Origin of the sequence: Haloarcula rubripromontorii, from assembly GCF_001280425.1 — an archaeon.
GTDB classification, from domain to species: domain Archaea; phylum Halobacteriota; class Halobacteria; order Halobacteriales; family Haloarculaceae; genus Haloarcula; species Haloarcula rubripromontorii.
In genome coordinates this window covers 118,307-144,990 of record NZ_LIUF01000005.1, presented here as the reverse complement: position 1 = coordinate 144,990, position 26,684 = coordinate 118,307, and the positions used below count along the sequence as shown (strand labels likewise).

The 26,684-nt window shown below is 55.7% G+C and carries 28 protein-coding genes and 1 tRNA gene; 11 read left to right on the top strand and 18 right to left on the bottom strand.

Annotated features, from left to right (window positions below; translation table 11 throughout):
• Window positions 1–22: 22 nt before the first annotated feature.
• From AMS69_RS15770 to AMS69_RS15760, 3 genes are all read right to left on the bottom strand, one after another.
• Entirely contained in the window at window positions 23–3,799 is a 3,777-nt protein-coding gene (locus AMS69_RS15770; protein ID WP_053969030.1) for a DUF7289 family protein, read from the bottom strand.
• A gap of 588 nt (window positions 3,800–4,387) precedes the next feature.
• Entirely contained in the window at window positions 4,388–5,416 is a 1,029-nt protein-coding gene (locus AMS69_RS15765) for a tyrosine-type recombinase/integrase (protein WP_053969029.1), read from the bottom strand.
• On the bottom strand, window positions 5,413–5,655 hold the full coding sequence (locus AMS69_RS15760) for a hypothetical protein (RefSeq protein WP_053969028.1): 243 nt from the start codon (window positions 5,653–5,655) through the stop codon (window positions 5,413–5,415). Before AMS69_RS15760 ends, AMS69_RS15765 begins: the two co-directional genes overlap by 4 nt.
• Window positions 5,656–6,049: 394 nt before the next feature.
• On the opposite strand from AMS69_RS15760, the gene AMS69_RS15755 reads away from it, so the two are divergent.
• The 3 genes from AMS69_RS15755 (at window position 6,050) to AMS69_RS15745 (ending at window position 7,737) form a co-directional block, all read left to right on the top strand.
• Window positions 6,050–6,373 (top strand): helix-turn-helix transcriptional regulator, encoded by a 324-nt coding sequence (locus tag AMS69_RS15755; protein ID WP_053969027.1) that lies wholly within the window; start codon window positions 6,050–6,052, stop codon window positions 6,371–6,373.
• Between the two features lie 106 nt (window positions 6,374–6,479).
• Complete coding sequence (locus AMS69_RS20415) at window positions 6,480–6,680, top strand: hypothetical protein (protein ID WP_238378566.1); 201 nt, start codon at window positions 6,480–6,482, stop codon at window positions 6,678–6,680.
• A gap of 43 nt (window positions 6,681–6,723) precedes the next feature.
• Complete coding sequence (locus AMS69_RS15745) at window positions 6,724–7,737, top strand: hypothetical protein (RefSeq protein ID WP_053969025.1); 1,014 nt, start codon at window positions 6,724–6,726, stop codon at window positions 7,735–7,737.
• A 233-nt stretch (window positions 7,738–7,970) separates the two neighbouring features.
• Here AMS69_RS15745 and AMS69_RS15740 read toward each other — a convergent pair whose 3' ends face one another.
• The 8 genes from AMS69_RS15740 to AMS69_RS15710 are packed head-to-tail and all read right to left on the bottom strand — an operon-like array spanning window position 7,971 to window position 13,447.
• A complete protein-coding gene (locus tag AMS69_RS15740; RefSeq protein ID WP_053969024.1) occupies window positions 7,971–8,960 on the bottom strand; it encodes a hypothetical protein in 990 nt (329 codons plus the stop codon).
• Entirely contained in the window at window positions 8,953–9,249 is a 297-nt protein-coding gene (locus AMS69_RS15735) for a hypothetical protein (protein WP_053969023.1), read from the bottom strand. The genes AMS69_RS15740 and AMS69_RS15735 overlap by 8 nt, the downstream gene beginning before the upstream one ends.
• Entirely contained in the window at window positions 9,242–10,075 is an 834-nt protein-coding gene (locus AMS69_RS15730; protein ID WP_053969022.1) for a hypothetical protein, read from the bottom strand. Before AMS69_RS15730 ends, AMS69_RS15735 begins: the two co-directional genes overlap by 8 nt.
• Complete coding sequence (locus AMS69_RS15725; protein WP_053969021.1) at window positions 10,072–10,626, bottom strand: hypothetical protein; 555 nt, start codon at window positions 10,624–10,626, stop codon at window positions 10,072–10,074. The genes AMS69_RS15730 and AMS69_RS15725 overlap by 4 nt, the downstream gene beginning before the upstream one ends.
• 21 nt (window positions 10,627–10,647) lie before the next feature.
• A complete protein-coding gene (locus tag AMS69_RS20305; RefSeq protein WP_155119985.1) occupies window positions 10,648–10,809 on the bottom strand; it encodes a hypothetical protein in 162 nt (53 codons plus the stop codon).
• Window positions 10,809–12,641, bottom strand: coding sequence for a hypothetical protein (locus AMS69_RS20715; RefSeq protein ID WP_053969020.1), 1,833 nt, complete (start codon window positions 12,639–12,641; stop codon window positions 10,809–10,811). Before AMS69_RS20715 ends, AMS69_RS20305 begins: the two co-directional genes overlap by 1 nt.
• Window positions 12,642–12,680: 39 nt before the next feature.
• Window positions 12,681–13,079, bottom strand: a complete 399-nt coding sequence (locus AMS69_RS15715) for a hypothetical protein (RefSeq protein WP_053969019.1) — start codon at window positions 13,077–13,079, stop codon at window positions 12,681–12,683.
• Window positions 13,076–13,447, bottom strand: a complete 372-nt coding sequence (locus AMS69_RS15710; RefSeq protein ID WP_053969018.1) for a hypothetical protein — start codon at window positions 13,445–13,447, stop codon at window positions 13,076–13,078. The genes AMS69_RS15715 and AMS69_RS15710 overlap by 4 nt, the downstream gene beginning before the upstream one ends.
• A 207-nt stretch (window positions 13,448–13,654) precedes the next feature.
• On the opposite strand from AMS69_RS15710, the gene AMS69_RS20300 reads away from it, so the two are divergent.
• Both AMS69_RS20300 and AMS69_RS15705 read left to right on the top strand, forming a co-directional pair.
• Window positions 13,655–14,377 (top strand): hypothetical protein, encoded by a 723-nt coding sequence (locus tag AMS69_RS20300; RefSeq protein ID WP_155119984.1) that lies wholly within the window; start codon window positions 13,655–13,657, stop codon window positions 14,375–14,377.
• 112 nt (window positions 14,378–14,489) lie between these two features.
• A complete protein-coding gene (locus tag AMS69_RS15705) occupies window positions 14,490–15,164 on the top strand; it encodes a hypothetical protein (RefSeq protein ID WP_053969017.1) in 675 nt (224 codons plus the stop codon).
• Here AMS69_RS15705 and AMS69_RS15700 read toward each other — a convergent pair.
• The 4 genes from AMS69_RS15700 to AMS69_RS20290 form a co-directional block, all read right to left on the bottom strand.
• Window positions 15,157–15,816 (bottom strand): hypothetical protein, encoded by a 660-nt coding sequence (locus AMS69_RS15700; protein WP_155119983.1) that lies wholly within the window; start codon window positions 15,814–15,816, stop codon window positions 15,157–15,159. The genes AMS69_RS15705 and AMS69_RS15700 overlap by 8 nt on opposite strands.
• A 7-nt stretch (window positions 15,817–15,823) precedes the next feature.
• Window positions 15,824–16,507, bottom strand: a complete 684-nt coding sequence (locus AMS69_RS20295; RefSeq protein ID WP_155119982.1) for a hypothetical protein — start codon at window positions 16,505–16,507, stop codon at window positions 15,824–15,826.
• Window positions 16,508–16,656: 149 nt separating this feature from the next.
• Window positions 16,657–18,447 (bottom strand): hypothetical protein, encoded by a 1,791-nt coding sequence (locus tag AMS69_RS15690; protein ID WP_053969014.1) that lies wholly within the window; start codon window positions 18,445–18,447, stop codon window positions 16,657–16,659.
• On the bottom strand, window positions 18,444–18,809 hold the full coding sequence (locus AMS69_RS20290) for a hypothetical protein (protein WP_155119981.1): 366 nt from the start codon (window positions 18,807–18,809) through the stop codon (window positions 18,444–18,446). Before AMS69_RS20290 ends, AMS69_RS15690 begins: the two co-directional genes overlap by 4 nt.
• 127 nt (window positions 18,810–18,936) lie before the next feature.
• On the opposite strand from AMS69_RS20290, the gene AMS69_RS15685 reads away from it, so the two are divergent.
• Window positions 18,937–19,152, top strand: coding sequence for a hypothetical protein (locus AMS69_RS15685; RefSeq protein WP_053969013.1), 216 nt, complete (start codon window positions 18,937–18,939; stop codon window positions 19,150–19,152).
• 146 nt (window positions 19,153–19,298) lie between these two features.
• Here the strand turns inward: AMS69_RS15685 and AMS69_RS15680 are convergent.
• Window positions 19,299–19,370: transfer RNA gene (locus AMS69_RS15680), tRNA-Ala, on the bottom strand.
• Window positions 19,371–19,580: 210 nt separating this feature from the next.
• Here AMS69_RS15680 and AMS69_RS15675 point away from each other — a divergent pair.
• Genes AMS69_RS15675 through AMS69_RS15655 form a run of 5 tightly spaced genes read left to right on the top strand, consistent with a single transcriptional unit; the run spans window position 19,581 to window position 22,912 of the window.
• Window positions 19,581–20,186: a DUF7287 family protein gene (locus tag AMS69_RS15675; protein ID WP_053969012.1), complete on the top strand. Its 606-nt coding sequence runs from the start codon at window positions 19,581–19,583 to the stop codon at window positions 20,184–20,186.
• 1 nt (window position 20,187) lies between these two features.
• Entirely contained in the window at window positions 20,188–20,775 is a 588-nt protein-coding gene (locus tag AMS69_RS15670) for a DUF7288 family protein (protein WP_053969011.1), read from the top strand.
• Window positions 20,763–21,743 carry a DUF7261 family protein gene (locus AMS69_RS15665; RefSeq protein WP_053969010.1) on the top strand — a complete coding sequence of 327 codons (981 nt, stop codon included), beginning with the start codon at window positions 20,763–20,765 and terminating at the stop codon, window positions 21,741–21,743. The genes AMS69_RS15670 and AMS69_RS15665 overlap by 13 nt, the downstream gene beginning before the upstream one ends.
• The gene (locus tag AMS69_RS15660) at window positions 21,733–22,176 is read left to right on the top strand and encodes a DUF7266 family protein (RefSeq protein ID WP_053969009.1); all 444 of its coding nucleotides are present in this window, start codon (window positions 21,733–21,735) and stop codon (window positions 22,174–22,176) included. Before AMS69_RS15665 ends, AMS69_RS15660 begins: the two co-directional genes overlap by 11 nt.
• On the top strand, window positions 22,169–22,912 hold the full coding sequence (locus AMS69_RS15655) for a DUF7289 family protein (RefSeq protein ID WP_053969008.1): 744 nt from the start codon (window positions 22,169–22,171) through the stop codon (window positions 22,910–22,912). Before AMS69_RS15660 ends, AMS69_RS15655 begins: the two co-directional genes overlap by 8 nt.
• Before the next feature lie 8 nt (window positions 22,913–22,920).
• On the opposite strand, the gene AMS69_RS15650 is transcribed toward AMS69_RS15655, so the two are convergent.
• Window positions 22,921–24,645, bottom strand: a complete 1,725-nt coding sequence (locus tag AMS69_RS15650; protein WP_053969007.1) for a DUF7289 family protein — start codon at window positions 24,643–24,645, stop codon at window positions 22,921–22,923.
• Window positions 24,646–24,792: 147 nt separating this feature from the next.
• Entirely contained in the window at window positions 24,793–26,511 is a 1,719-nt protein-coding gene (locus tag AMS69_RS15645) for a DUF7289 family protein (RefSeq protein ID WP_238378562.1), read from the bottom strand.
• Window positions 26,512–26,684 lie beyond the last annotated feature (173 nt).

Here is a 26,684-nt window from a genome sequence, read left to right as displayed (position 1 = left end):
AGAAAGGCTTCGACGCGGCCGTTTAGCTGCCGAGCGTCACCGTATCTGAGTCGACCGTAACTGGTGAGTCGTTACCAGTCGCGCCAGTTTCGTCGACGTTCTTGAGATATATTTCGCCGGTCGCGGAGTCGGCCTTGGTGTCACTAGCTGTCTCGTCGTACACAGTCACATTATAGGTGTAGTAGCCGGGGTCGAGGTCGACATCGTAGCCCGCCCAGGCCGGGTACGGATCAGTATTGGTCAGGTCGCCGGTCCCTGCAGTGACCATTTTCGAGCCTGCGAAGACAGTCGACCCGTCGCTTTTATTTTTGATTGTGAGGTTCACTTCCCGCTTGTCACCCACGGTTCCGTTGTTGCGCACCTCAACTGTCATCCGCTGTGCGCGGCCACGCCGCTCGATTAGTTCTGAGGTGTTGTAGGTCTCCGCGCCGATGTTCACCGACTGTGTGTCGTTGACGACAACGTTTGACTCCCCTACGAAGAATGACTGCTTGGGGGCTGTGGAGTTTGATGTTTCGACGTAGTAGGTGTAATTGCCACGGTTAGTCGGCATATCGAGCGTAAACTGCCGCGTTTCTCCGGGTGATAGTATCGTCGACATCGTCTCTGAGTCGATGCTTGCGAACGACGGAGTTGCGTGGTCTTTGTTTTTCGCCCGGAGGACAACGGTATCTGTACCGGCCTGGCCACCGACGTTGGTAACGTTGACGGTCGCTGTTGCCATGTCGTCGCTGTCAGTAACACTTTCACCTCGGACTGAATCGATTTGCATGAACGGCTCAGGCGTATCACCGACGCGTACGTTCCCGCCTGCCTTTTGTTGCGTACCCGCGACGGATACTGTGTACGGATAGCTTTCTCCAGTCGCTTTTGAGCTAGTCGGAAGCCTGAATATGACGCTTTCGGTCTCACCGGGTTCAATTGTCGTCGAGTTCGTCCCGACACTGTTGCCATCGAAACGGCTCTCTAGAGTAACTTCACCGCTCTTTCCGCCGACGTTTATTACCTCGGCGGTCAGCGTTGCGTCGGTTGTCTCATCGACTCTGCTCGGAGCGTCGGTGTCGATGAGTTTGTACTCCGGGCCCGTTTGTACGTCTTTTTCGATTGCGTTGACTGTGAACAGCACAACGGCGTCGTTATAGTCCGGGTCGCCGTCATTTGCCGCGTTCGCCGGGTTTGCGTTCTCCTGTGAGAGTTCATAGAGGAATGCGCGTTCCCCGTCGCCCAGTTGGAGGTATCCCGTATCGTTCACGCGGCTTCCAAGCGTGTCCTGGATGTCCCGCTGGTACCACTGTGCCTGCTCGAACGCCGGGAGTTTGTCGCCGTCGTTCAGAATGACGAGGTTCTGCTGGTTCTGCGTTTGACTGACGGTAGTCGTGTCATATGTGTCCCAGTTACTACAGTACATCGTGTCGTAACCAGCCAGTTCAATCGAAGGAGAGGTGGAGGAATACCTGTCACACCCATAGGATTTTGCGAAGACTGAAACCTCTGTACCGGGTTCAAACGAATCCGAGTAGTAGTACGGGTTCTCGTGCTCGTCGGAGACGATGCGCTGTTCCGCGTGCGGACCGTTGATATCGCCGTTCTCATATTTTCGCCAGAGTCCGATCGACTGCGGGTCGGATCCGTTGTCGACATATAGCGACATCTGTACGGGTGCGTGGAAGATGGAATTCCGGTAATTCGAGAACCCTTCCAGATCAGCGCCCTTCAGCTCAACTGACGCATTGACTGACTGCTGTATCGTGATCGTTGAGCCGTTCCCTTCGAGTAGCGAGTCTGGCTGGACGTTTAGCGTCGACTGTCGCGATCGGTTCGACGTCAAGAAGGTTATCGAGTACTTTCCGGGCTTTGTGGGCGCCGTAACAGTCCGATTGAGCGTGACGCTCTCTCCGGGGTCAAGCCGTTCGTCCTTCGCGATGTGGGTCGTTCCGTTGTACTCAACGCGCAGTGTTTGCTTCCCTTCGGTTCCGCCGGTGTTCGCGACAGTGAACTCGACGCTCGCCTGGTCGTTCGGTGCAACGGGGTTCTGTACGTCTACAGCAGTGATCTCGAACAGCGGTGGTGGCGATGAACCGACGACGAAGGAGCCTGATTCAGTGTCGTCCGGTGTATCGACAACATAAGTGTAATGCTGTGGTGACCCGACGGCCAGCGGGCCACTAGTCACTGAAGCAGTCCCAGACTCACTGCCTCTGCGAGTACCGTTGAGGGTGAGCGTTGTGTTCTTTGACGCGACAGCGCTGCCGGAGGTGGCATTCTCGATACGTACTTCGACATCGGTGGATTTCCGAATGTCACCGATATTTTCGACCGTTGCTTCAACGGTCGCCGTATCCCCACTTTGCAGCCCACCCGGTGGGGAGACGGACGCTATGTTGAACACACCTGCATCACCGACGACAAAGTAGTGTCCGTCGTCACTGTATTGCGAGTATGTGTCATCCTCTGTTTGGACCTCTATATCGTACGTGCCGTTCTCCGCAGTTGGCATCGACGGACCGAAATCGATAGTTCGGCTCTGTCCCGGGTCAACCAGCACGCTTCGCGTCGCGTTTTTTGTCCCGTTAACGCGGAAGACGATCTCTTGATCTGCCGTCATTTGTCCGGTATTCGTGACTGTGACCTCCGCCGATGGAACCTGGTTTAGCCGTGCTGTTGCCGGAATCGAATTGCCAGTGATATCCAGCGACGGCGTTCCGGGAACAGCCGCATACTCGATAATTTTGTAGTCTCTGTCCTGCTTCGACTCCACAGTGAAATTGTGTGGTTTCGCTGTTGAGACGCTCACTGACTGGCTTACTGTGGTCGATTCGCCGCCGGCGAGGGTTACTGTCTCGTCCACCTCACTTGGCGACCCTGACTGGTTGTGCTTCAGCGTGATTTTCTGCGTGTCTTCTAGCCCCCCTGTGTTATGAACCGTTGCTGTCACAACTGCCTTGCCAGAGTCTGACGGGTCCGGCTTGACCGTGACATCTTCGACTTCGAAGGTCGGGTTCGTCACATCGCCGAGTGCAAAGCGTATGCGAACTGTCTCTCCCGGTTTGACAGATGTTGGAGTCACCTCAACGTACTTATTATCGTAGGCACTCCGTGCCCAGTCTGCCCACGCCCGAGCATAGCTACTATTTTCGATAGTCAGTGTCGCGTTGGCGACCTGCGACGGGGTACACTCATAGCTGGGTGACGAAAATGAGCCGGTTCGTGCATCCTCGTAGGACACGTCAGTGAACAGAGCCATCTGCAGTGCCGCTTCGTGTGACTGCTTGGCCGTCGCATTCGAGCGAACCGCAACCGAACTCCCCTCAATCTGCTGTCCAGAGATATTCGCGAAGGAGACCGACAGCGCCCCTTTGTCGTAGTTCACTGCTGGGGGTGACGACATTGTCGCGCCTGACTCGGTCATCCGCCACACACCCCCGCCCTGATAGCCGACCTGGTGACCGTTCTCTTGATACTGAATGGTCTGCAACGAACGGTTCCCCGTCGAACAGGCCAAGCGACCGTTCAACGTCAGGTTGTATGTCGCGCCGTCAGAAATGGCGACATCAGATCTAACCCGGTCCGGGATCTCGACAGATTCGTTGGTATCCGACCGCTGGAAGCTCTGATCGACCGACAGCAGCACCTCCTCAGCGAGCTCGACATTCGCGTCGTCGTTGATATCTCCGATTGTCTGCTGGCCCGCCTGAACGATCAGTATGGCCCCAATGATGACTGCACTCGCCAACAACACTACACCCAGAACGTGCGATACACCCCGGTCTCCAGCCCCCCGGCTGCCCCACTCGAACATACTCAAACACATACCAACTATTGCACATAAGTGTACTGTTTCAATATAAATTAATGAATGATCTATCACAGACCCTAGCTTGAATAGCACATACTCAGCTTCAGACTACCACAAAAACCACGCTACACGACTGAATATCCTGTTTTTCATCTACAAGATGTACAGCAATAATTCGGTAACCAATCAGAACAATATGCTATTGTCTGTGTTATTTTCACTCATGATAGCATAGGTGATGGACGGTAACGATTTTACAAACAGCATAGGATTTGGTTCGCTCAGTATCTGCATCCGAGAGATTCGACGCTACCTGCAAAACGTGGACTGAAACTCAACTTCTAATTGGAGAAAGGCGTAATTACTGGTCTCCCCTTGTGGATAACTGTACGTGTTCTTGTACTACCGAACACGTTGTAACTTCGCTTATCTGGGCCGGTACAAAATCTGCCTGACTGCACAGTTGCCCCGTTGATAGCCATGATGCCTTCTCAACCACAGCAACAGAATAAGGATGGACTCGCCGGGTTGTTAGCCTCTTCGAGGATGCGCGTACTCTAGATTCATCCGCTGGGGTGTACTGGTCCTGAATCATGCGTCGTCGACGAACTCCCGTCGAACCTCCATCTTTTCGCGCTCGCTACGTTGGTCGTAGTGCTGGTCGAGAACGTCGCTGGAGACATTCATCCGGTCCGAAACGACCTCTTCCGGCGTGCCGTCTCGGAGGTGCTTCGTGATCGAACCGCGACGGATACCATGTGGAGATCGGGACGACGGGCAACCACTCGCGGTGTCCCGAGTCATGTACTCACAGCTCTCTGGGTTCTCTCCGTGTGGACACTCGCCGACCATACAGGGCCGAGTCCACTGGTAGACAGCACTCCGGATAGGTGTTTCACTCAGACGACCTCGGTCACTGGTGATGAGCGGTTCCCGACCGTATTCGTCGGTGACCGAATCCCGGTGGTTCTCGATATACTCCAGAATCACTTCGGTGTAGAAATCACCGACAGCTATCGACCGTTCGGCAGCTCGGCCATTCTTCAGTGGAGTTCCTGTTTCCGGTCGGTGGCGCAGCTGTAGGTACTGTCCATCAGCATCGAAGTCGCGCAGGTCGAGCGACCGGAGGCTACCGAGTCGGATACCAGTGTGCCAGAGGATTCCGAATATGACGTGTTCGCGGGAGGCGTACTGGTAGCGATTCAGGTGGTCGAGGATGGCTTCAGCGTGTTCGGTATCGAGTTTCTCGTCCTTCGAAGCCTCTTCGGGCGTGATATCCGGGATAAGAACACGTTCGCGCATCCCTTGCTCAACGGCATCGATACTGGCACAGAATTCGAGGAACTTCCGTAGCGTCGCGAGGATTCCACGAAGTGTGACCTTCGACACCTCACCGTATTTATTGCCTCTTCCCTGTCGACGCCAGACTCGGAACTCATGGAGATCGCGCCCGTTCAACTCGTTCATGTTCTCGATTCCCTTTGACTGGGTCCACTCGATGAACGAGTTGAGTCGATACCGCTGGTTTGTGAGAGATTTTTCGGATAGCTCCGGTTCCCGGTTGTCGAGGTAGAGGTTCACCGCAGTCGCCGGAGCTATCGGTTGGAGGTCGTCGCTCACGCTTTCTCCATCGAGGGAAGCAGCTGGCGGGCAGTCTCAAACGCATCGGCCTCCGCTGGCCCCTCACCAAGTGGGTAGCCATCACCGTCTCGGCCCATCGCCTCGAGTATCTTCGCGACTGAGGGAGCAGGACCATCGATGAGGAGTTCACGGCGAGCTTCACAGGCGGCTGCGACCGCTTCAGCAGCATCAAGTGATTCGCTTCGTCGCTGCTTCGGTACTTCCGACAGTCCGAGCATCCGGTCGCAGTGTGGACAGGAGTGACGGCGTTGGTGGGAAGTCGCGTCGGCATAGGAGTCGAACCGTTTCGAGAACGTGCAGTCTGGACATCGAACGCGGTACTCCGTACCCGGGCGAACAGCGGATTTTTCAGCGGGCAATTCGACTACTTTCGTGCGGGGAGTAGCCCCCGTATCGGTTCCGTACGACATTGGTTTGCCGGGCGGAGCCACCATCTGGGCCGTGTCCCAGCACGGCCCGGTTCTCGATGGCCAAGAGCCATCTACGGGCGGCCCGCAGCTACACTGTCACTCGGAGAGTGCATAAATGTATCGAACAGCTATATATGCCCAATTGGTAAGTAATTGTAGAAAAGGACTGAATTAGGTAGAAAGGGTAGAATACGTTATTCAAATGCGCTTATCGGGTTCGTGGCAGAGTGTCTGGGACGACCGTATCCTCGAATGGATGCGAGAGAACGAGGGTACGGGGACACCCAAGGAAGTCCATGACAGTGGGTTAGTCCGCGTTTCGAGAACCCAGATCGGCCGCCGGATGAAGAAGCTCGCAGAGCATGGGCTTCTAACTCACGTCGGCAACGGAGCCTACGTGATTACTGAGGAAGGGAAAGCGTACCTTGACGAAGAATACGACGCCGAAGAGGGTGTCTACATTGATAGCGAAAAGGGTGTTTCCGAGCCGTCGTCGCCAGCCGAGCCAGAAACGAACGACGTGTAAACAGTCCTCCACTATGACGATACGAAAGACCGCCCGTTGGCAGCAGTGTATCGACGACCGGATACTTGAACATCTGCGAGACGATTCGTGGTCTACAGCAAGTCAGATGGCGAAGAAAAACGGTATTCACGCAACAGAAGCACAGATACAGGACCGGTGTCGGGTTCTGGCTGATGCTGACCTCGTGGCTTTTCTGACAGAGGATCAGGATCTGGTAGAACTGACTACCGAAGGTGAACAGTATTTAGAAGGTGAGGTCGATGTTGAACTCTATCCACACCCGCGCCATCCCCGACTCATGGAGTGAATTAAGGGAAATCTTCTTAGCGGTTGAATCAACTGAATGAGTTGTGTATCAATTCTGCCCTGATGAGGTTGACCAAGACCGTGCCCACCACCAAGCGATCAAGCAGGGAGCAGACGACGTTGATGGGAAGCGAATCGGTAACCTCGGAGAAATAGCGTTCGAACAGTTCTGCCGTGAATACCTTCCAGCTGAGATGTGGGAGTGGGAGAATGAAGAAGCTATGCGGCGCTGCAACCCCGAAAGTTTCTCCGGCCACGATTTTGATGTCTTCGGCTACGAGGTAGACGTGAAAACCTCTCGCGACGTGTCGGCATTTCTCCCTGAAACGCTCGTTGAGAAAGATTCAGAGGATGACATCATTGTCATGGTCTGGCACCGTGACAACGAAGATAGTCTGATTCTACTCGGCTGGGAGCACGTTGAGACGCTGAAATCGAAAGTCGAGACTGAGGAACAGTTCTCAGGGAACTCGCCGGATAAACTCGAACATCTGGCATCAAGGCCGATGAACGACCTGCGGAATCTCGGGCCGAACACGGCAAACATGAACCAGAAACCGCAGAATCCGTTCCAGCCAGGAGATCGCGTTGAGAAGCGCGAAGATGAGGATGCATCTGTGGGAGTCGTTGTTGAGGTTCTTCCTCCGGAGACACAGGTCGAGTTGTACGGGCAAGAACTCGATGGCGAAGCCGTGCGAGTGGCCTTCCCGAGTTCGTTGGACGAGGGACCTGGTGATTGGCGCGATATCTCACCAGCACTCCTATCCTCATATTGCGACGACCAAAATGTCAGCCTCTATACTTACAAGCACGAGAATCTGAAATTCGCAGAGAATCCCTATACAGTGGGAGACTATGTTATCAAGTCCTCACATGACGATCCGAACTTGGCAGTCGTGGTGGAGGTAGATGGATACGATGTCACTGTGGTATATGAGGGGCCGAAAGGGGATGAAGTCGCTCCAGCCAACCTAAGCGAGTACTGTGAGGACGAGGACCTATCTACATACCAGTACCCAGAAAAAGAGTTGAAGTTCGTTGATATAGACGACTACTGAGCGGAGATCACACTTACGTTCCGGGTCTTCGACCGGGCTTTCGCACCGGGATTGCCCCCGTCGCTCCGCTCGGGGGCGTGCGCTCACGGGCTCGCTCGGCCCCCCATGTGAGGGGGGCGCTTCGCGTCGCCGCTCGCTTGTGATGTTAGAGTAATCTGCAGAGAAAACGCACCCAACCACTGAAAGCGGTGGGTCGGTGGGTTGGTGGGCGACGTGATCGAGGAGGTCGTCGGCTACGTCGTCGGACCGAGTTCTTCTAGACGGTCGCCGAAGTGATTCCAGTCGTCGAAGCCATGCCACACGTCGGGATCGAGATCCCACTTCCAAGACGCTACGTCGTCAGGATCGTAGCCGTGCAGAGTCGGTTCGAGATTGGTCAGGTCAGCATCGAATAGCGGGGTATCAGGCCGATCAGCGTCACCATCCCAGTTTGTGTAGAACTCGACGACATCCGGAGCTGATTTCCAGAAGGCCAGATTGGTCAGACGCTTGCATTCGGGAACGACGTCTTTCCCGGTGTGACCGACCGCACCGACGACCTCGACGCCGAGTTTGCTCATGGCCTTCAGCGCAGGGGCGTACTGCGTACTGACCTCACGGCTATAGACACGAGCATCCATGTACCGGCTGGCTTCGTCAAGGACGAACGTTTTCGGAACGTCACGGTTCTCGACGAGGAGCAGCATCAGCTCGTGCATCGAAGAGACGTAGCGGTCAGCACCTTCCCACGTCTTGGAGTTCGAGATTACCAGCACGTCGTCCCACACGGCGCGGGCCATGTCCGAGGCGAGCAGGAACATCGTGTTCGTCTTGCCTGTGTTGGGTCGGCCCGCAGCGAGAACCGTCGTCAGCGTCCCGTCAGCGTCGAGCCGATCCATCAGGCGAGCGGTCACCGTCAGCGACGAAGCGTCGAGTTCCTGTTCAGTGATGCCGACGAGATATGAAGCCAGTGAGCCGTTGCCGTTCTCGATGGCACGGGTAGCCGCTTCAGTCCGGTACTTGGACTGGAGAACGTCGGAAAGGGTAGTCTGTCCGAAGGTCCGAGAACCGTCAACCTCCGCGCCAGTGTCGAAGAGTGAGGAGACGAACGACAGGGTCGCGTGGTCACCGTCGTCAGCCACGACGCCGGTATGCTCGTGCAGAGACTCACCGCCGTCGAGACTCCCAGATACGACCTCGTTGAGTTTGGCCGCCGTCAGCAGTCTCTCGTCTGAATCAGTCATCGGCAGGCACCTCAACAGACTCAGAACTGTCCTCAACGAGCTCATCCCGAAACGCGTAGGCGAAGCTGAGCAGTGGAAGCGCCACCGACAGCACAGGGAGATGATCGGGAACAGGACGGTAAGCAGCGTGGTACACCTGTTCACCCGCCCGATACGATACGTCGACTGGCACATCGAGCGCTTGTGGTGGGACTGCCCACAGGCCAGCCCAGTAGCCAGCGACGAACGTCACGGCAGCAGTCACCACGACGATACTCTTCTCGCGATGAGTTAGGTTGAGTTCAATCATCAGCTGAAACACCTCCGTCGCCAGCACCAGCAAGATCGGCGAGGTCTTGGTCAAGGTCGACACGAACGCCCGGAACATCCGACTCTGGAGACTCGTCGTCCTCTGTGTCTCGAATCTTCCGGTCGAGCCCGAACTGTTCGATGGCCGAATCAATCTCGTCGGTTAGCCCATCACCTTCATCGGGTAGTGTGCCCCGCTCGAAGGTTGAGACGATGCGGAGAACCGCCTTTCTGGTGGCGTTACGGATAATAGTGAACGCCTGAGCTTCGATGGCGAAGCCACGCTTGGCGTCGGCTTCGAGCTGGCCGCGACACTCTTCGACCGCTTGGAGCGTTCGCATTAGCTCCCGGTCGGAAAGCGTGCCACGCCAGCAGCCATCGATGGTCTGATTTTCGAGATTGACGTTCTTGCCGAACGCGAGGTTCGGACTCACCCAGTCGAGTTGGCCGTCCTCGACGGACCACTCACGAAACCGTTGTCCAGGAGTGCGAAAGATTCCGCCTTTCGTGTGGCGGGCATCGATATCGACGAGCCAGACGTAATTCGGGTCCCAGAGCAGCGACCGGACCTTCTTGCCCGTCGGTCGTCCGACCAGCGGAATCGTCACGAGCGCACAGAGGCCGATTAGCCGCAGGCTTCGGGGGAGTTCGTAGCCGAGAATCGACGCGATGACGAACAGAACGATACCGACACCAGAGGCTATGAGCAACAGGTTCTCCGTGAACCAGCGGAACAGTCGGTAGGTCCGACTGTGATCGGGGCCGGGGTCAGCGTTGTGCGCCATCTCGTCGCGGTCGAGATCGGGGTTGTCCTGATCGTCACTCATGCCAGTCGCTCACCTCGTTGGGCAGAGCCAATCTTTGCGGAGACGGCTTCGTACAGGACCGCAATCACGACACCGAGCGCACTGCCGAGTGCAGCGTTACGAACGTCCTCACCACTCCACGGGCCGGTGATGATGAACGAATTGGGCTTGCGGAGGTAGTGGAACCGTTGCTGTTCGATTGATTGCTCAGTCCAGAGTGTGACGCCGCCGCTCGATGGCACTCGAACAGTTGTCTTTGTATCGGCGTCGACGACAGCCGCACGGAATGAGACACTACCGGCTTCCGATCCGGTGTCAACCTGCGGGGCAACACTGATGACCTTGTACTCATCCGACCAGAAGTCGATCACCATCTGGCCGTCCTCGTGGCGATAATCTGTGACGACGACATTCTCGTCAACGACGAGTTCGACATCACTGGGTGCGCCGTCCGGCGCAGAGACGTTTGTCGAGGTCGCCGTCTCGTTCTTTGTTTCTTGCGCTGCTGCCGGTGCAGCGAGGGCGATACAGCTAACGATCAGTATCAGGAGTATAGGCGTACGTGCGTTCATGATCGAAAATCCGAGCGTGGGTCACCAGAACCAGTCGAGCGACGGTTCTGGGAGCCAAGACGACAACATATCAATGGCCGGCCCGATCACGTCGACGGCCCCCGAGAGTTGGAGTGCAACGAGTGCGAGTAGCACCAGCCAAACGTCTCGGGGAACGGGTTTCAGAGCCAACCAGTAGACCATCAGTACTTCCCTCCGGACCGGCGCTGGCTCACGGCGTACAGTGCGCCAACACCAATGAGTGCCAGCACGAGTGAGCTGGACGAGCCACCGAGCAGGCCACCGCCAGCCGAGCCACGGAGGTTCTGCTCACGCGCCTCGATCTCCGCTCGCTTCCGCGCCAGATCCTCGTACTGTTGTTTGAGTTCGGTTACGTTGGTCGTCTCATAGGTGGTCTTCTGGATAGTGACGTTCTGGACGGTCCGGCCGTCCTGCGTTGAGATGCTATCGATGGTAAACTCACCATCCAGTTCCACGATTCGGTCACTGGTAACGACATACTGCGTGCCGCCGATGTTGGATGTGTTGTAGGTGGTCCCGGTCTCGAACTGCCCGCTCGCAGGATTCTCCTGAGAGAACAGGACACCTTCGTACTGCGTACCGTCTCCAGTGGTTACGTTGAAGCTCCCGATCTGGTCGAAGTTCTCAGGGGAGTTCGTACCCATCAGTGTGAGCTGTGCGGCGGCCCAGCCCTGGAAGTCCTCACCTGCGGATTGCTGGTTCGAGAGTACGTAGGGGTCGACGAGATCGCTGTTGTTGATTTCGCCAGCCTGGTAGGCACTGTACGTATTCTCAGCCAGCGTATCCATGTCGGCTTGGACCTCGCTATTCTGACTCTGGATGTCGGAGTTCAGCCTGTTGAACTCCTGCCAGCGGACGATCTTGAGATTCTGATAGTTGTCGTTTGGTGCGCGGATCATCAGCGACTCAAGATGGACGCTTGACCGACCGGAGCCAGCCGAGGATTCGACAGAACTCGGAGCCGTGTGCGCGGTCAACGTCGGATTGATGTTATCCCCGCTATCGTAGCCAGCTTCAACGAACACCTTCGGAGCTTGGTACGTGTGGCTACTGCCGTTGGTGAGTGTGTAGCTAACCGAGTTTAGCCCTTGGTACTCGATGGTCCCACCGTCTACATACGGGTGCGTGTGGTGTGTGCCGACGAACGTGTCTTGATTCCCGTCCAGCGTGGAGGCGATATTTGACTCGTTTGCAGCCACCGAGTGCAGGTAATCGTAGTTCTGTGCTTCGACCTCGTACTGATTCATCAGGTTGACCTGCTTGGTTGCGTAGTAGTCTGCGACTGCCTGTTTTGCCTCAGTCTTGGCTGCGGACTTACTGGCACCGCTGTTGAGTGCCTTGATGTAGGCGTTCTTCCCGATGATACGCGCCTGCGTTTTCGTGTCCGAGAGGTAGTTATCTAAGGTGGTGTGGAACCCCTCAGACGCCGCATGACTGTTCTGTGCGGACTGATAGATATCCACCTTGGTCTGTGCAGCATCCGTTTCACTGGTATCAACTTTCGTGCTGCCGGGGAGTCCGGTCCGGTCGAGCTGGACAACCTGAGGCATAACCGATTCGCCGATCTGCTCGTTTAGTTCATAGTTGAAATCGGCGTCACCACCAGTATCACCGAGGAACTTTCCGGAGTCACCAGGCGTCCATGCATCAGTGACGCCGCCTTTCGAGAAGCCGGGTTCAGCATCAGCACCTTCCACTTGGACGGTGAAGGTGTCGTACGCGCCAGCGTTGCGGAAGTGTGCTGACGGGGTACTGGCTGATACCGTTTTCTTCATGATCGTGACGTTATCACCAGCCGGAGACCCGGAGGTAATCACGGAGATCGTTGTTTCGGTAGTAACGTTCGAGAGGTCTATTTCGACCTTGTGCGGGCCAGTCGTGAACTCCTGAGCGTAGGTGTCCGTGGATGTCTGTGCCAGTGCGGGGCCGACACCAGTAACGACTGCCGACAGGACGAGCAGGCCAGCCAGCAGTATAGAGCGTGCGTGACTCATCGTAGTTCACCTCCGAAAGAATAGCGTCGAGTCATCGGTTTACTGAACAGCCACTCCCCAGGAGACGACCGTGGCGATGAACGCCAGCTGCATCCCAAGCGGGTCACCGAGGGAGAGCAGGAAGTCGTTGATCTGTGGAATGTACTCGTTGCCGAGAATCACCACGGGGCCGAGCGCGATAGCGACTTTCTCCCAGTCCTCGTAGTACTGGAACTCCTTGGTCTCGGAGCTGGCAAACGCCGCAGCGAAGGCCCCGAGCGAGATCACCAGTGAGTGCTGAGTCGTCAGCGTGTACGACAGCCACGGGAGTTCGACAGTGGTGATACCACCGAACTGGTAGAGGCTGGCCGCGATGAATGCCACCGACAGCATCGCGGGCAGACTCCGGATGTTCATGTAGTCGCTCACCATGTCGCTCGCGCGGTTCTGGTAGCTCATTCAGGCCCTCCGGCAGGGAGTTCCCGGACCTTCCAGATGTCGTACTCCTGTTCCTCGCCGTCCTCGTTCGTGAACACGCTGGTCTGTTCGGTGTGCTTGATGCCGACCACATCGCCCTCGCCGAGGTCGTTGTCGTCGAGGGCATTGTCGATCTGGCCGTTCGACCACATGGCGACCACGTCGCCGATGCCGCGGGCCAGCTCGATGACAGTCGTGTCGTACTTGCCGCAGTTGGGCGAGAGGTCACGAATCTCACCGACGACCGATTCGCCGGGTTCGAGTTCGATCCACTCCGAATCGTAGTCGTCGTCAGTGCTGTTGTCGACCGGTTCGAGATCGTCGAAGGATGGCGTTTCCTGAGTTGCCATACACGACGAAAATCCGCGAGTTGATACTAGAAGGGGTCGCTCGCCTCGGTGAAAGTGAAATAAATCAAGTAAATGTGCTACCAGATTGGTGTATAATATAATCTATTTTCGGTTAACTGATGGCTGACATCAAAACACTATTATTATGATGTCACAACGATTGGACTGGTTATAGAATGGATTTTGCCGTATGGGGGAACCTTCCTTATGGATGATTCAGATGATGCTGCTGGATGGATTACACGAGTTATATTCTGGTTAGGGATCGGCGTTTTTTCAGTAACACTGATAGCGATTCCTGCGTTAGAATACAATTCCGTAATAAATGTTACTAACACAGACTTTCCATATAATCTACCAAAATTCGCCCAGATTGTTAATGCTGGAGGATCATTATTGCTAACTCTCGCTTTGGTAACGCTATACCGACAACAAACCATTATCCAAAAGGAGCAATCTCAGATCCAAGATACTCAGAGAAGTATAATGGAAACACAGACAGGACTGATGCAAACTCAATATGGTCCAGAAATAGGAGATGAAACGTACCGGCTTCGCTCAGATTCAGAGAATACAAGACAGTACTACGTTGAAAATGCAGGAGCAGGAGCAATCTTGAATCTTTCTATCGAAATTGAGGTAGCCTACACTAGATATTTCCATAAAAAAAGTCTGGTAAAAGACCGCTGTCCTGCAATCAAAGTTGATGATGGGGAGTATCAGTCACCCGGCGTAGTTATGCCCCAATCTGGACGCCGAGTCCGGTTTCAACTCATCCTAACAAGTGAAGAAGGAGATCAAATGAGTCTTGAGGAGTGGAAGGACTTGGCTAGTCAAAAAGGTGAGGTTGAGGTGACCGAGAAACTATACTTTGAAGATGTAGGAGGGAACCAAATCTTCTATGAGCTTCCTCCAGGCCGTGATGACTGAGTCGAATAAGTTATGTATGTGTTATCAGTCAAAAAGCATATCATTGTACCGTACGGGTCACTACTAGAAACAAGAGCTCTATAACTATGTTTCCCCCATAGAAAAACATACCATGGTTGATATCACCGCCCTTTGGAATGATATTGCAGTCGAGATTCTAATTTCGGCCTTCATAGGTCTACTTACTTGGATCTATAGGAAAAACATCAGTTCTTGGGTGAAGAAAGCAAGCTATTATCTAACGAATGAAGAAGTCCAGCTTGAAGTTAAGAGAGTTGATAAGTACAAAAAGAAGCCGGTAAAAGGCCTTGATATGCCTACATTTAAAGAAATTCAAAGAAAATATAGAGGAGGTATTTCTCACCCGGAGCTGCAGGATAATCAGTTGATGTTGCGAGCGGAAGGGATTCCAACTAAGATCACCGTCAAAATCGTTGAGCAACATAATTTCACTGAAGGCATAAGTGATGTCGAGGGCTATAAACTAGTAATAAAGTCTGATACAGAACTGAGATTTGGCTACCGGTCTGATGAAGCCTTACGTGAATTTGAAAATCTTTCCGAGTGCATCTCAGAAGTTATCAACAACGATTGTTTCGAAATGCAAAAAGCAGAGCAATCGTTCGTCCTGGCTAAAATGAAGCGGGGAGCGCCTCCGGGGGAAGATGAAATTACAGATGAGAAGTTGGGGCTTCAAGCAAGTAGGAAAGACTCTGTTATGCAGTTTACGTTTAAGAATCCAAGGAATCTCAGTCAGGGGATCAAGAAATATTTTAAGCTCACGTAGTATAAGCCGATAAGACATTCATATACAGTTTTAAATACTGCTCTCTAGTATAGTCTCCGGGCTTTAAAACTTGGAACCAGTCTCCGCCCACTCTTACCTTCAACTCTTGTCCATTGTAATTGATCCATGGTCCAATCTGATTTTTGCTCGAATTGAGGAAGGCATCGCCCATGTCACCATCATCTTCAATATCGTCGCCATACAGTGTGGCGCTCTGGACATTATCAGGTCTATTTTCAATTGAGCCCATCCACTGTCCAGAATAGTCACTAACAATATCCTCCAAATCAAAGCTAACTCTGTCTATATCAGATCCAGTAGCTCTTTCAACTAGATCAAAGGCAAAGATTCCATCGCTATTCTTTACGATCATAAAGTCATCCCTGCTCAACCAGAACTCGGTCCAAACCCAAGTTGTCTCTTCTCTTTCGCCTATTGAGACATCGCTGTTATCAACTATTACTCCTTCTCTGGTTACGAACTTTTCTCTCACCGCTAATCCATGTTTAAAATTTGTACCATCAACTGAAGTCTCACTCTTTATGCTTACGTACGAATCTAGCTCTGAATCATCAGGAGTTGTATCTGTAAAGCTGTCAATTTCTGAATCTTGATTTTCAACCTCGGCAACCACACCTGAAATGAATGGCATGAATTAATCACCTCACGTAATTCTCAATGACTTCGTTGAGGAGACGGACGTAACCCATCGCACCCAGATCATTGGGCTCGTAAACCTCTAGATATCCTCCACGTGACATTCGAATATTGTATACGTCTCCCCTGTGTTCCAGTTCAATGCCTAATTGATTTAAGTCAGAATCCTCAAAAACAACTCCAATTTCTGAATCAGACAACACCTCACGTCCATATGCAACGCCTGATTCAGCCGATCCTTCGCGACCAGTGAATCCTCCCATCCAGATTTCGGTATTGTCTTTATAATCACCTATTAATGCATTCAGATTGAATTCTGCTCTTTCTATCATGGTTCCTGTAGCCGATCCTATAATATCAAAAGCAAATTGACCACTTGAACTGTCAACGACTACGTATTCTCCGGGAACACAAATGAATGAAGTTGTCCTTGTAATAATATTTTTATTCTGACTATCTATGACAACTTCCCCTTTTGAGTTGATGGTTTTTCTTTCTTCGTCTAATATTTCCTGATCTGCGGCAGTTCCATGAATAATTTTGGTTCCACTCTGATTAGTTCCAGTTTCACTTATCGATAGCGTTGAACGTAATTCTAAACCATCTTCGTTTCGAACTGAAGGAAAGGTAGTTGTATCAATATCTTCGAATTCACCATTTACCGACCCAATTATCCCGCTTTGCATTTCACCAGATAAAACAATATACAGTCACTTAAACTCTAGTCATAATTTACAAGAGTACGAACTTTCGAGTTAGTATCAAGAGTAACTTTCCGACACAATGTCGAGTCAATGTGGTCGATTTCGATAATTAGCCTTACAGTTTATTTTGATTAACTACTGGAATCAACAATACGGTCTTCAGCGGACTCAAGATGACGTGCACCATCTACTAACTTCGCCACAGGAAGGTCATGATGTGCGTATGCGCCAATATATTCGACGGTACAACGGAACATAGCCCCTTCGGGGAGCGTTGAACGTACCTGCGGCTGTTCAACGTCCGAAATAGCCCGCTCTATGGCAGCATCGAGATTGTCGAGGTCGTCCCACTGCCGACGCGCAAGACTGTCACGTACTTCACTCTCGCTTGCGGCTTGTACTGAATCGAGTGAGCACCAGCGGACGGTTTCACGAACGTCCGGATCTTGCAGGTGGTCGTTCCGATCAATTCCCTCCGTAATCGATTTCGAGCAGGACCAGAAGCGCCGGTTTGTCGCCCAGTACAGCGCGAGCTTCCACGTCGCCGCTTTGTCCGCATACGTCTCACGCTCGTCGTCGCCCTGCTCGAACGATTCAGAGGCATCAAGCAGCGAGCCGAACGTCGCACTCAGGTACTTCCCGAGATACGCGCCGGCAGTTGATTCCTTCCCGTGGCCGTCGTCGCCGAACTCGATCAGCTCGTGTGAGCGGGTGCGCTCACGTACCCAATCCTCGCTGTGATCGTGGTCGCCAAAGCGATACCAGTCGACGAAGCCCTCATCGCTCTGGAACTCCGGCTCCAAGTCGTCGAGATCGTCGCGGTAGGTCAGCGGATACACGTCGACGATTTCGCCCTGGCCGTAGTCGGCCCACTTCGCAGCCACTTCGGGCTTGTCGCACAGCCAAGGGAGGCTATCGGATTCGCGGGTAGGAACGTCGAAGAACAGTACGTGCAGGTGCGGATACCCTTTTTCCGTGAACTCCAAGGCCTTGATGTAATCCGGGCGCTCGCGCGGTCGCCCAGTCACGTCGTCGTCGAGATCGGGACGCCAGCCGGGAACGGTCGAGTTACGTGTGTTGTCTTTCGTCGACGGGTCCGAATCGAAGTACGACAGCAGTCTGTTGAAGTTCTCGTTTATCGAATCTATCCCGTCCAGCAGCGAGTCCTGGCGCTTTGGGTCAGTCGTCAGCGTCACCAACACAGCGTTCTCAGCGTTTTCATAACCGTATTCGAGTGCGTCATTGAACCGGGCGAACTGCTTCGAGACCCGCCCTTGGTCGTTGAAACGGGTCTTGTACCGCTTGGTCATCCGCTGTGTGGACTCGCCACCACGCCGGTCGACGAAGTGAACGTCGAACAGCAGCCGGTAGTCCTCGATGCGATTGAGGTAGGATGTAAAACTGTCCTCCAGTAGCTCGCGTAGGTCGTCATCGACGGAATCGACCCGCTTGAGGTAGTTGCGGATGAATTGGCGGTCGTACGTCTGACCCTCGGTCTGGTGGGCCGTTTGAGTAATGCCTTCTGTAATCAAGTCAAGAAGGCGGAGGGTCGGGGTCACCATCAGAACCCCTGCAGACTCGGATTTCCGCACGTAAGGGTCGTCAGGGGCTACGAGGTCGTCCACGAAGCGGTATGCAAACTGGTAGTCGGGATCGGAGCCTTCGACGCGCTCGCACGTTTCGGGGGAGACACCTTTGACGGCGTACGAAACAACGTGTGACAGCGGTGTACCCTCTGGATGCGCCGCAATGAACTTCGCCACACGTATGCGGTCTTCGTCGCGCTCTGTGAGAGTTCCATCGAGTAGTTGGCCGTGACCGAGTAGGTCGCGCTCTTCAAGAAGGTCTGCTAAGACGGGAGTGTTACATCTATCGGCGAGGTCGAGACCGCCCAGGTGTCCCGGCGGCTCGACGACGCTCATTTGGGACCATCAGAACGGGCGTCCGTTCGTCGGCTGCCCAGTGTGTCGCTGTTGGGATTCCCCTCACCCTCCGGGTTCGGGGGAGACGTTCGGGCTTCCGGGTCGCCCCGCGAGGGGGCGCTGCCAGTTGGTCGAGCTGGTGCGGACGGCGATTGGCGCTCGCCGACCGGTCCGGGATGCTCACTCCGTTGCGCTTCCGGGCGTGCCAGCTCTCCCGCTCCCTCACTTGTGTCGGTCGACGAGGGAACACTGTGGCACTGCTTGCAGCGGTTCGCCTCCGTCGCTGGATGGTCGACCCGGTTGATGCAGTTGTCCTGACAGAGCGGGCAGCGGTACTGGACGTAGTTCGACCAGTCCGTCATCGAATCACCTGCCCCTCTTTCGAGACGGCGGAAACGCCGGGTTCGTTGAGGCGATCAAGAGCGACCGAGCAGCGAGCGCAAGGGGCAGGTTCGAGTTCCGACGCGCTATTGTCGCACCATTGACAGCGTGGGCGAGCAGGCAGATCGTCGGTCACTGCTGACCACCGTCCTCGACCTGCTCGATAGCTTGACGAACATCGTCGTCGGTCGCCTCCAGGAGTCGAGACGCACGGACAAACTTATCACGAGCGAATGGCCAGTCGGTGGGCTGGGCGAGGTCGCGTTTAGGCGACACGCCGACCACCTCCGAGAAATGTTAGAGAACTGTACTCCCTCGGAATAATCGCGTGACTGCGAGGGGTGCATCCGGATTCCCGATGAACTCTCTTTCTCCGGGGAGGGTTCTCGAAACCCGATTGTGCCGAAAACAGGGAGAGACGGCACTCTCGTCGTGTTATTAATTCCCTGTTTACGACGGTAAAATAAGGATGGACTCGCCGGGATTTGAACCCGGGGCCTCTCCCATGCCAAGGGAGTGATCTACCCCTGATCTACGAGCCCTTGCGTGCATTATCTGCTTCCCGATGGGATTGCTTAAACCCATCGAAGCACCGGGACATAGAGAACCGGACTCATGGTCTCAAACAGACCAGTATTGCATCGACTTCCAGGGGTGCGTAGAAATCTGGTAATCGGAGTTACAGTACGGCCATAATGGTTATAACGCCTGATACCATCCCTACAGTAATCTCAGTTCAGTGAATCAGGCTTATGAACCGTAGGAGAAATGAGACGCAGTCTACCAACCGGTGTGTCGTCCGGTCACTCTGGAGCGGAGGGCACCAGCGCGGGCAGACGACGCTGGACTTCGCAATCGGTATGAGCTTGTTTTTGAGCGTCTTGATATTCATTTTCCTGTTCATTCCGGGACTTCTGTCGCCGTTTTCGGCAGGGATTCAGGAGGAGACGGTCACGACCGACAGAGTTGCCGATGGACTCACAATGGGGATGCTTGGTTCGCCACAGCAACCGTACGTGCTGGACGAACACTGTACGCAGGAGTTCTTCGCTGGAAACGCACCACCGTCAGGGTGTGGCTACGACTCCGGTGGGAGTACCGAAGAACGGGTCGGGCTTGACCCGGCTTTGGAGAACGTGAACGTCACAATCCGGGGGAATGCGACGGCAACAGCAGCCGCCGACGAAACGCTCTGTTGGGATGGAACAAACGAGGAACTCGTTGCGGCCAGTGGTGGCTGTGGAACGATACTCACTACCGGCGGGAATCCGCCAACGAACAACGACGCGTCGGTCACTGCGCTGCGAGTGGTCTCGCTGAACGGGCAGGACGTCACAGTACGCGTGGTGATGTGGTAGTATGCGTGCGCAGGCCCACACGCTCGAAGCCATCGTCAGTGGAATGCTGTTACTGGCAAGTCTGGTATTTGCCCTACAGATGACAGCGGTGACGCCGCTGTCGGCGAGTACGTCGAGCCAGCACATCGAGAACCAACAGCAAGCAATCGGCCAGGGAGTCCTCGCCTCGGCGGCGGCAGAGGACGCATTAAAACCGGCTGTGCTCTACTGGGACAACAGCACGGCGCAGTTCCATAGCACGGCTGGCGATCGGGAATATTACACGAACGGGCCGCCGGACAATCGGTTCGGAGAGTTGCTAGAGCGTGCGTTCGACCGGCGGGGAATCGCTTATAACGTCTACCTCAGGTTCCAGAATATGCAGGGGCGAACCGTCACGACTCGATACATCTACAGCGGTGAGCCGAGCGACAACGCAGTGCGTGCTAGCCGCACAATCACGCTCATGGACGACGACCATCTGCGAGACGCGGATGGGACGCGAAACAGCACACGGCTTGGTGACCCGGCGACCGATTATACGGTTTCAGACACCGGGACGAACGTCTACAACACGGTCAGCGTGGAGGTGGTTGCGTGGCGCATCTGAACAATGACGACCGCGGACAGATAATTCTCATCGCCGCGCTGGCCCTGGCGGTGACGTTCATCGGGCTGGCGCTGGTCGTCAACTCCGCGATTTACACGCAGAACCTCGCCAGCCGGGGCGAGGTCGCCGGGAGCAACGACGCACTGGAGATGCGGGCAATCGTAGAGGCGAACGTCGGGCAGGGCATTATCGCGGCGAACAGGTACAACTACTCGACGCAGACGGCGCTCGAAGCCGCTGTGCGTGAGAGTGCTCGAACCGTCAGTACACAGACGGAGCGACAGCGAGTCACGAGCGGGACACTGGTGAACGCGACACTCGCCGGTTCGCCGACCTACGGCACACGGATCGCCCAGACCAACACGTCACTGTTCGAATCCGGTGAGGCGACACCGAGTGCCGACTGGATGGTCAGAGAGCGGGTCACCCGCCCGGGTGACGGCACGAACGCGACCAGACGGTTCGTGATCAACGCGACAGAGCTCCCCAGTTCGGGAAGCGAGTTCGTCGTCACAGCGAACGGCACCGGCGGCAACCCGGAATGGACGATGCGTATCTGGGGCGATGTCGGACCCAGCGGGACGGTCAACGTGGAAGTGGACACACCGAGCGACACGGAGACGTGTGATGTCTCTATCGAGGAGCCGTACGCACATATCGACGTGACCGGCGGCACGGTGCAGGGCGAACCGTGTCTCGCGCTGCAGGACGGACGCTTCGACGGTCGGTTCGCCCACGGTGTCGGTGACGAGTACAACATCACGTACGGATCGGGCGACCAGATCAGGGGGAACTACTCGCTGGTCGTCCGCGATAGCACGCCAGCAAACACGCTCGATACAGCACCTGCGTCGCCGTTCAGCACGACCGCGATTTATAATACGACCGTCCGCTACCGCTACGACACCTCGAACTTACGGTACGAGGCAAAGATACGGGTGGCCCCGGGTGAGCCGGATGCGTCGTAACCGCGCCGTCTCGACGACGCTGAGCTACACACTGAGCCTGGCCATCGCCTCGATTCTGGTGTCCGGTCTCCTCATTGCCGGCGGGAACTTCGTCGAGGACCGGCAGGAGCAGGTTATCAGAGACGAACTCGAAGTCATCGGACAGCAGGTCGCCGCCGACATCGGGCGTATTGATCGGCTGGTGGTCGCTGCCGACAACGACCCGACTGCGCGGCTGAATCACACGTTCCCGGCGCGGGTGAGTGGGTCCGGCTACCGGGTCTCGATTGACCCCGCCGCCGATGAACTAACGCTCGAATCGACATCGCCGGAGGTGTCGGTGACTGTGTCGCTCACAACCCGGACAGACCTGGGAGACTCCAGTGCTGACGGCGGTGTGATAACCGTGTTCTACGACGAATCGAGCAGGCAACTGGAGGTCCGAAATGGCTGACCGCGCCGTCAGCGAGGTGTTGAGCTTCGCTCTGGTGTTCAGTCTCATCGTGGCTTCGATAATCCTTGTCTCGGTGAGCGGTCTGGGGGCGTTACAGAACGCCCGAGATGCAGAGCAGATGGAGAACGCGGAACGGGCGTTTGACGTACTCTCGGACAACATCGCGGACCTCCACAAACAGGGCGCACCGAGCCGTGCCACGGAGGTTAGTCTCGGTGAGGCATCGCTCAGGACAGGTGAAAACACGACAATATCGGTGCAAGTCCACGACGGGACTGCGCCCAAAGACGTCGGGACATGGGAGATCCGCCCGATTATCTACGCTGGCAATCAGGAGCGAGCGCTCGTATACGAAGCCGGAGCAGTGTATCGGACGAACCGGGACGGCGGGGTGCAAAAGCGAACGCCGCCGATACTCGTCACGGATGACCGCGTCCTCATCACTGTGGTCGGTACGACCGCGAGTGGCCAGCAGAGTCTGGGCGGGTCGACGGTGCTCGTCCGGACAACCCACCGCGACAGCAACGTCTCGTTCGCCGATACCGATGGCACTATCGAACACGTCAACGTCAGTATCGACTCTGACCCACGGCGCGAGGCGCTCTGGCAGTCGTACTTCGAGAGTGAAGGGTTTACGTGCGCGGCCAACGGCTGGTGTAACTTCACGTCGTCCGCCGGCGGCATCCAGCGGACGTACGTCGTCTACCACGATATTGCGGTTGAAATCGACCAGTAAGGGGTCGCCTATCCACTGGTCACGTTAATCCGGTTCTTCGAGACGTGGAGGTACGTCAGCCGGATGATGTTCGTGTTCTTCGGGACGGCTCGCTCGTTTCTGAGCGCCCGGTCATAGTGGACCAGCCCGCCGTTATCCACCGTGACTGACCCAGCGACGAGACCGCCGTACAGCTCTGCCTTTTTCAGGGACACACTGCTGGCACCGACGCCGCCGGCGGGTGCGTAAATCACGCCCTCGAACTGCGGAGTATCAGTATCTCCCTCGATGAAAGCGTCGAAGTCCGACTGGCCGTACACCCAGAACTGCGTCGAGTTCTGCGCGGTATCGACATCGACGTCGCCGGTACGATAGATGTGGAAGTGGTGGCCGCTGGCGGACGTGGCTTTGCCTTTGACGTAGAGACGGACTTTCCCAGCACCGTTGACCTTGATCCGTCCGCCGTTCTCGATGTAGACGTAGTCCCGGACAGCGATGGTCACGTCGTCACCGCCTGTGTTAATCGTTAGCGTCTCACCATCCAGCGTCAGGTCTTCTAAGTAGTACGTGCCCGCGTCCAGCGTCTGGTCACCGGCGGTGAGCTGGTCGCCCGAAATGCTCCCGGTCCCGCCGTTGTCATTGGTGTCGCTTGCGTTGGCGACTCGCCGCGTCACCAAGCCGTCGATAGCGCCAGCGCCCTCAACGCCTGAAATCTGTCTGACATCGCCGTTGACAGTGCCCTTGATGTGCTTCGTGGTCGAGTATTCCACGTCACGGGTGACGACGCCGCTCCCCTTGACTTCAACCCGGTCACCGGACCGAACAGTGCCGTCTACCTCGCTGTTCCCTTTCACGGACACGTCACCGGCTGTGGTAATCGTCCCGAACGACCCCCGTGATGTCGAGTAGTCGCCGACAGACGAGTTGTAGCTGTCTGTTCGAGCGGGGTCGGTGCCACTACCGGAGAGCGTAATCTGCCCGCCAGCGGACGTGGCCGCGACGGCGCTTGTCACTTCCCGCGGTCCCGTTGGCACGACTAGTGTCGTGATCACGCTGTCGTTTTCGTGATCGTAGTACGCGTCGCCGTCGGTCCGCTCTTCGAAGTAGCGCCCCCATGACCGGTAGTAGTCGCTCTCAACGGTGATATTGACCGTGCCGGTATCCAGCGGATTGACGTTTCCGGCCGCCTGGTCGGGGTACACCTTCGTCGTGCCGTTCTTTGAGATGCTGGCTCGTGAGCCAAGCGAGCGGTCACCGCGGACGGTGATAAGCGGGAGCGTCAGCGTCGCGTCGCGGTAGTAGAACTCCGGCGGTGAGACCATGACACTGCCGCTGCCAGAGCGCCGCCACACGCCACCGCCCTGATAGGCGACTTTCTGGTTCCCGTTCTCGTAGACGACCGCGCCGAGTTCCTCTTCCATCAGTGTGACAGTTGTCGGAGGCGAAGCTGAGTGGTTGGTGATAGTGACCGTCATCCGACCCGCTGTGTTGTTGATTCGGTACGATGATCTGTCTGTCCCGACGAGCGATACCTGCTGGCTGTCGGCGTTCCCAAGTGCCACCAGCGCCGCCTGCGAGTCCAGTTGTGTCATCCCCGTCTCGGCCCGAGAGACATCAAGGCCAGCCTCAGTATCGACCAGCGCTGTCGCTCCCAGGCTGACAACGATGCTGGAACCGACGATGACGAGACTGAGGACCAGTATCAGCCCGAGCGGGGCGGATTGTGCGCGTTCCTGACCCCATGGGGAGTGCATTATCCGACAGTAGTTATCATAGCTGATAAGATTGCTGGCCGAATTATCGCTGACCCCGCTCAGCGGCTGGCTATGTCGGTTGCACTGAATGTCACTCGAACCTGCGCACTACCAATCCTGATATCTAGTGGGCGACCGTGTCGGCTATCAGTCGGATGTGATGGTAACGTCGTTCGTCGAGATGTGGACGTACGTAACAGAAGGGATTGCCTGCGGAATCGTCGTTGTCTCTGTCCGCTGAAGTGCCTCGTCGTAGTGGATACCGTAGTTGTTCGACACAAATGTCACATCACCCACAACACCGCCGTAGACGTGTGCGTTCTGGTCGAGTGTTATATCCGCCCCATCGTTGTCCGGTCCGTTGGGACCGTAGATAACGCCGGTGAACTCGGCGTTGTTATCGAACTCAACATCTGCGTCGGGGTTCGTATATACCCAGAAGTTCGGGGCTTTATCATCTTCGACAGTGACGAGTGCGCCGTTTCGTTGGTAGTAGTCGCCCTCCACGTAGACATTCACTCTGTTCCCGCCAACGACCGCAATTTGCTGGTTGTTCTGTATCGTGATTGTTCCGTTGACGACGATGTTGACATCGCCGCCGGAGGTATCGATACGAGCGTTTTCGCCATCGTTGAGTGTGATTTCCGAGAGGTAGTAGTCACCGGCCGTGAGTTCGCATGTCGACGCGCAGTTCGCAAGCGTGTTCGAGCTATTGTCGACATCGACACTCGGGTCGGCGTTGTCGTTCGACGACGAGATACTCGACCGACGTGTATCGATGAGGCGCTCAACAGAGTCGGGTGCGGTGACTGAGGCGTTCTGTGCGCTCCAGCCACTGACACCGCTGGGGTAACCGCCACCGCTAGCTGTCCCCCCGTAGGAAAGGTTTCCACGGATCTCCCCGTTATTACTTATCTGTACGTCGCCACCGGACTCGAGGTCTCCTTCGATGATGGCATTGTTCTCCACATCAACATCGCCAGCAGAGATGATTCGCGAATTCGAGTTGTCGGGGAACCCACTGTACGGGCCCACTGAGGAGTTGTAGCTATCTGCCTCGGCATTATTCTTGATTGTCATTGATGTCCCAGGTGTCCCAGCGACGATCCCGCCCTGTACTGGCGGATTGGTCGCAGGGACGAGCAACTCGAGCGTGACGATGTTACTGCTGTGGTTGTAATCGACCGAGCCGTCGGTTCGCGTCTCGAAATACTGTCCCCATGCCCGGTAGTACTCACTCTGTACTCTCACCTCGACTTTGCCCGACTCGAGCGGGTTCACTGCCCCCGCCGATTTGTTGGGCCAGTATTGTTTCGAGGCGTTATGTGAGATAGACGCGCTGTCTCTGAGTGCCCCGGAGCCACTCACCGTCACAAGCGGGAGCGTCAGCGTCGCGTCCCGGTAGTGGAACTCGGGTGGGGACACCATCACCGATCGACCGTCGCCGGCCGACCGCCAGACGCCACCTCCCTGATACGCAAGTCGCGTCGCACCGGTGCCGCGGTAGGCCACTTCGCCCATCGACTCGTTGACTACGGTCGTTCGGTTCCCGGACGTTGTGTTCCGATAGGAGACGTTCATCCACCCGGCGCTCTCGTCGACGTGATAGGTACTCGAACCGCTCGCGGGAAGAGTGACTTGCTGGACATCCGTCTGCCCCAGTGCTACGAGCGCGGTTTTAGAATTGAGTTCCGTCAGCGACTTTTCGGTTCGCTCCACGTCGAGTTGCGTTTGTGTGCTCGTAATCGCGTCCGCACCCAGCGCGACGACCGCCGTCGTCGACACAATCATCACCGCAAAAACAAGCGCTAATCCGAGCGGAGCACTCTGGCCGCGAGTCCCGAGGCTCAGCCCAGCGCTACCCATACTACGCACAGTTACCACAGCAGATGATTTAAAATAGCGGGATAGGTTATCAATTATAATACTGTGAGGTTAGTTTCAGTGTCGCCTCGTAAACGGCGTCGCTGCCTCGAGGCGCGACCGGGAAGCGGAACGGTTTAGTCGCGCCCTCTCAGACAGGGAGATGGGAACAGCAC

Coding starts and splice junctions, on each gene's coding strand:
- AMS69_RS15690 (WP_053969014.1), bottom strand. CDS start 18,447: ATGAGCGTCGTCGAGCCGCCGGGACACCTGGGCGGTCTCGACCTCGCC.
- AMS69_RS15710 (WP_053969018.1), bottom strand. CDS start 13,447: ATGGCAACTCAGGAAACGCCATCCTTCGACGATCTCGAACCGGTCGAC.
- AMS69_RS20715 (WP_053969020.1), bottom strand. CDS start 12,641: ATGAGTCACGCACGCTCTATACTGCTGGCTGGCCTGCTCGTCCTGTCG.
- AMS69_RS15705 (WP_053969017.1), top strand. CDS start 14,490: ATGGTTGATATCACCGCCCTTTGGAATGATATTGCAGTCGAGATTCTA.
- AMS69_RS15725 (WP_053969021.1), bottom strand. CDS start 10,626: ATGAACGCACGTACGCCTATACTCCTGATACTGATCGTTAGCTGTATC.
- AMS69_RS15670 (WP_053969011.1), top strand. CDS start 20,188: ATGCGTGCGCAGGCCCACACGCTCGAAGCCATCGTCAGTGGAATGCTG.
- AMS69_RS15760 (WP_053969028.1), bottom strand. CDS start 5,655: ATGCTCGGACTGTCGGAAGTACCGAAGCAGCGACGAAGCGAATCACTT.
- AMS69_RS15700 (WP_155119983.1), bottom strand. CDS start 15,816: ATGCCATTCATTTCAGGTGTGGTTGCCGAGGTTGAAAATCAAGATTCA.
- AMS69_RS15645 (WP_238378562.1), bottom strand. CDS start 26,511: ATGGGTAGCGCTGGGCTGAGCCTCGGGACTCGCGGCCAGAGTGCTCCG.
- AMS69_RS20415 (WP_238378566.1), top strand. CDS start 6,480: ATGGCGAAGAAAAACGGTATTCACGCAACAGAAGCACAGATACAGGAC.
- AMS69_RS15655 (WP_053969008.1), top strand. CDS start 22,169: ATGGCTGACCGCGCCGTCAGCGAGGTGTTGAGCTTCGCTCTGGTGTTC.
- AMS69_RS20290 (WP_155119981.1), bottom strand. CDS start 18,809: ATGACGGACTGGTCGAACTACGTCCAGTACCGCTGCCCGCTCTGTCAG.
- AMS69_RS15675 (WP_053969012.1), top strand. CDS start 19,581: ATGAACCGTAGGAGAAATGAGACGCAGTCTACCAACCGGTGTGTCGTC.
- AMS69_RS15730 (WP_053969022.1), bottom strand. CDS start 10,075: ATGAGTGACGATCAGGACAACCCCGATCTCGACCGCGACGAGATGGCG.
- AMS69_RS20300 (WP_155119984.1), top strand. CDS start 13,655: ATGGATGATTCAGATGATGCTGCTGGATGGATTACACGAGTTATATTC.
- AMS69_RS15735 (WP_053969023.1), bottom strand. CDS start 9,249: ATGATTGAACTCAACCTAACTCATCGCGAGAAGAGTATCGTCGTGGTG.
- AMS69_RS20295 (WP_155119982.1), bottom strand. CDS start 16,507: ATGCAAAGCGGGATAATTGGGTCGGTAAATGGTGAATTCGAAGATATT.
- AMS69_RS20305 (WP_155119985.1), bottom strand. CDS start 10,809: ATGGTCTACTGGTTGGCTCTGAAACCCGTTCCCCGAGACGTTTGGCTG.
- AMS69_RS15650 (WP_053969007.1), bottom strand. CDS start 24,645: ATGCACTCCCCATGGGGTCAGGAACGCGCACAATCCGCCCCGCTCGGG.
- AMS69_RS15660 (WP_053969009.1), top strand. CDS start 21,733: ATGCGTCGTAACCGCGCCGTCTCGACGACGCTGAGCTACACACTGAGC.
- AMS69_RS15740 (WP_053969024.1), bottom strand. CDS start 8,960: ATGACTGATTCAGACGAGAGACTGCTGACGGCGGCCAAACTCAACGAG.
- AMS69_RS15770 (WP_053969030.1), bottom strand. CDS start 3,799: ATGTTCGAGTGGGGCAGCCGGGGGGCTGGAGACCGGGGTGTATCGCAC.
- AMS69_RS15755 (WP_053969027.1), top strand. CDS start 6,050: ATGCGCTTATCGGGTTCGTGGCAGAGTGTCTGGGACGACCGTATCCTC.
- AMS69_RS15715 (WP_053969019.1), bottom strand. CDS start 13,079: ATGAGCTACCAGAACCGCGCGAGCGACATGGTGAGCGACTACATGAAC.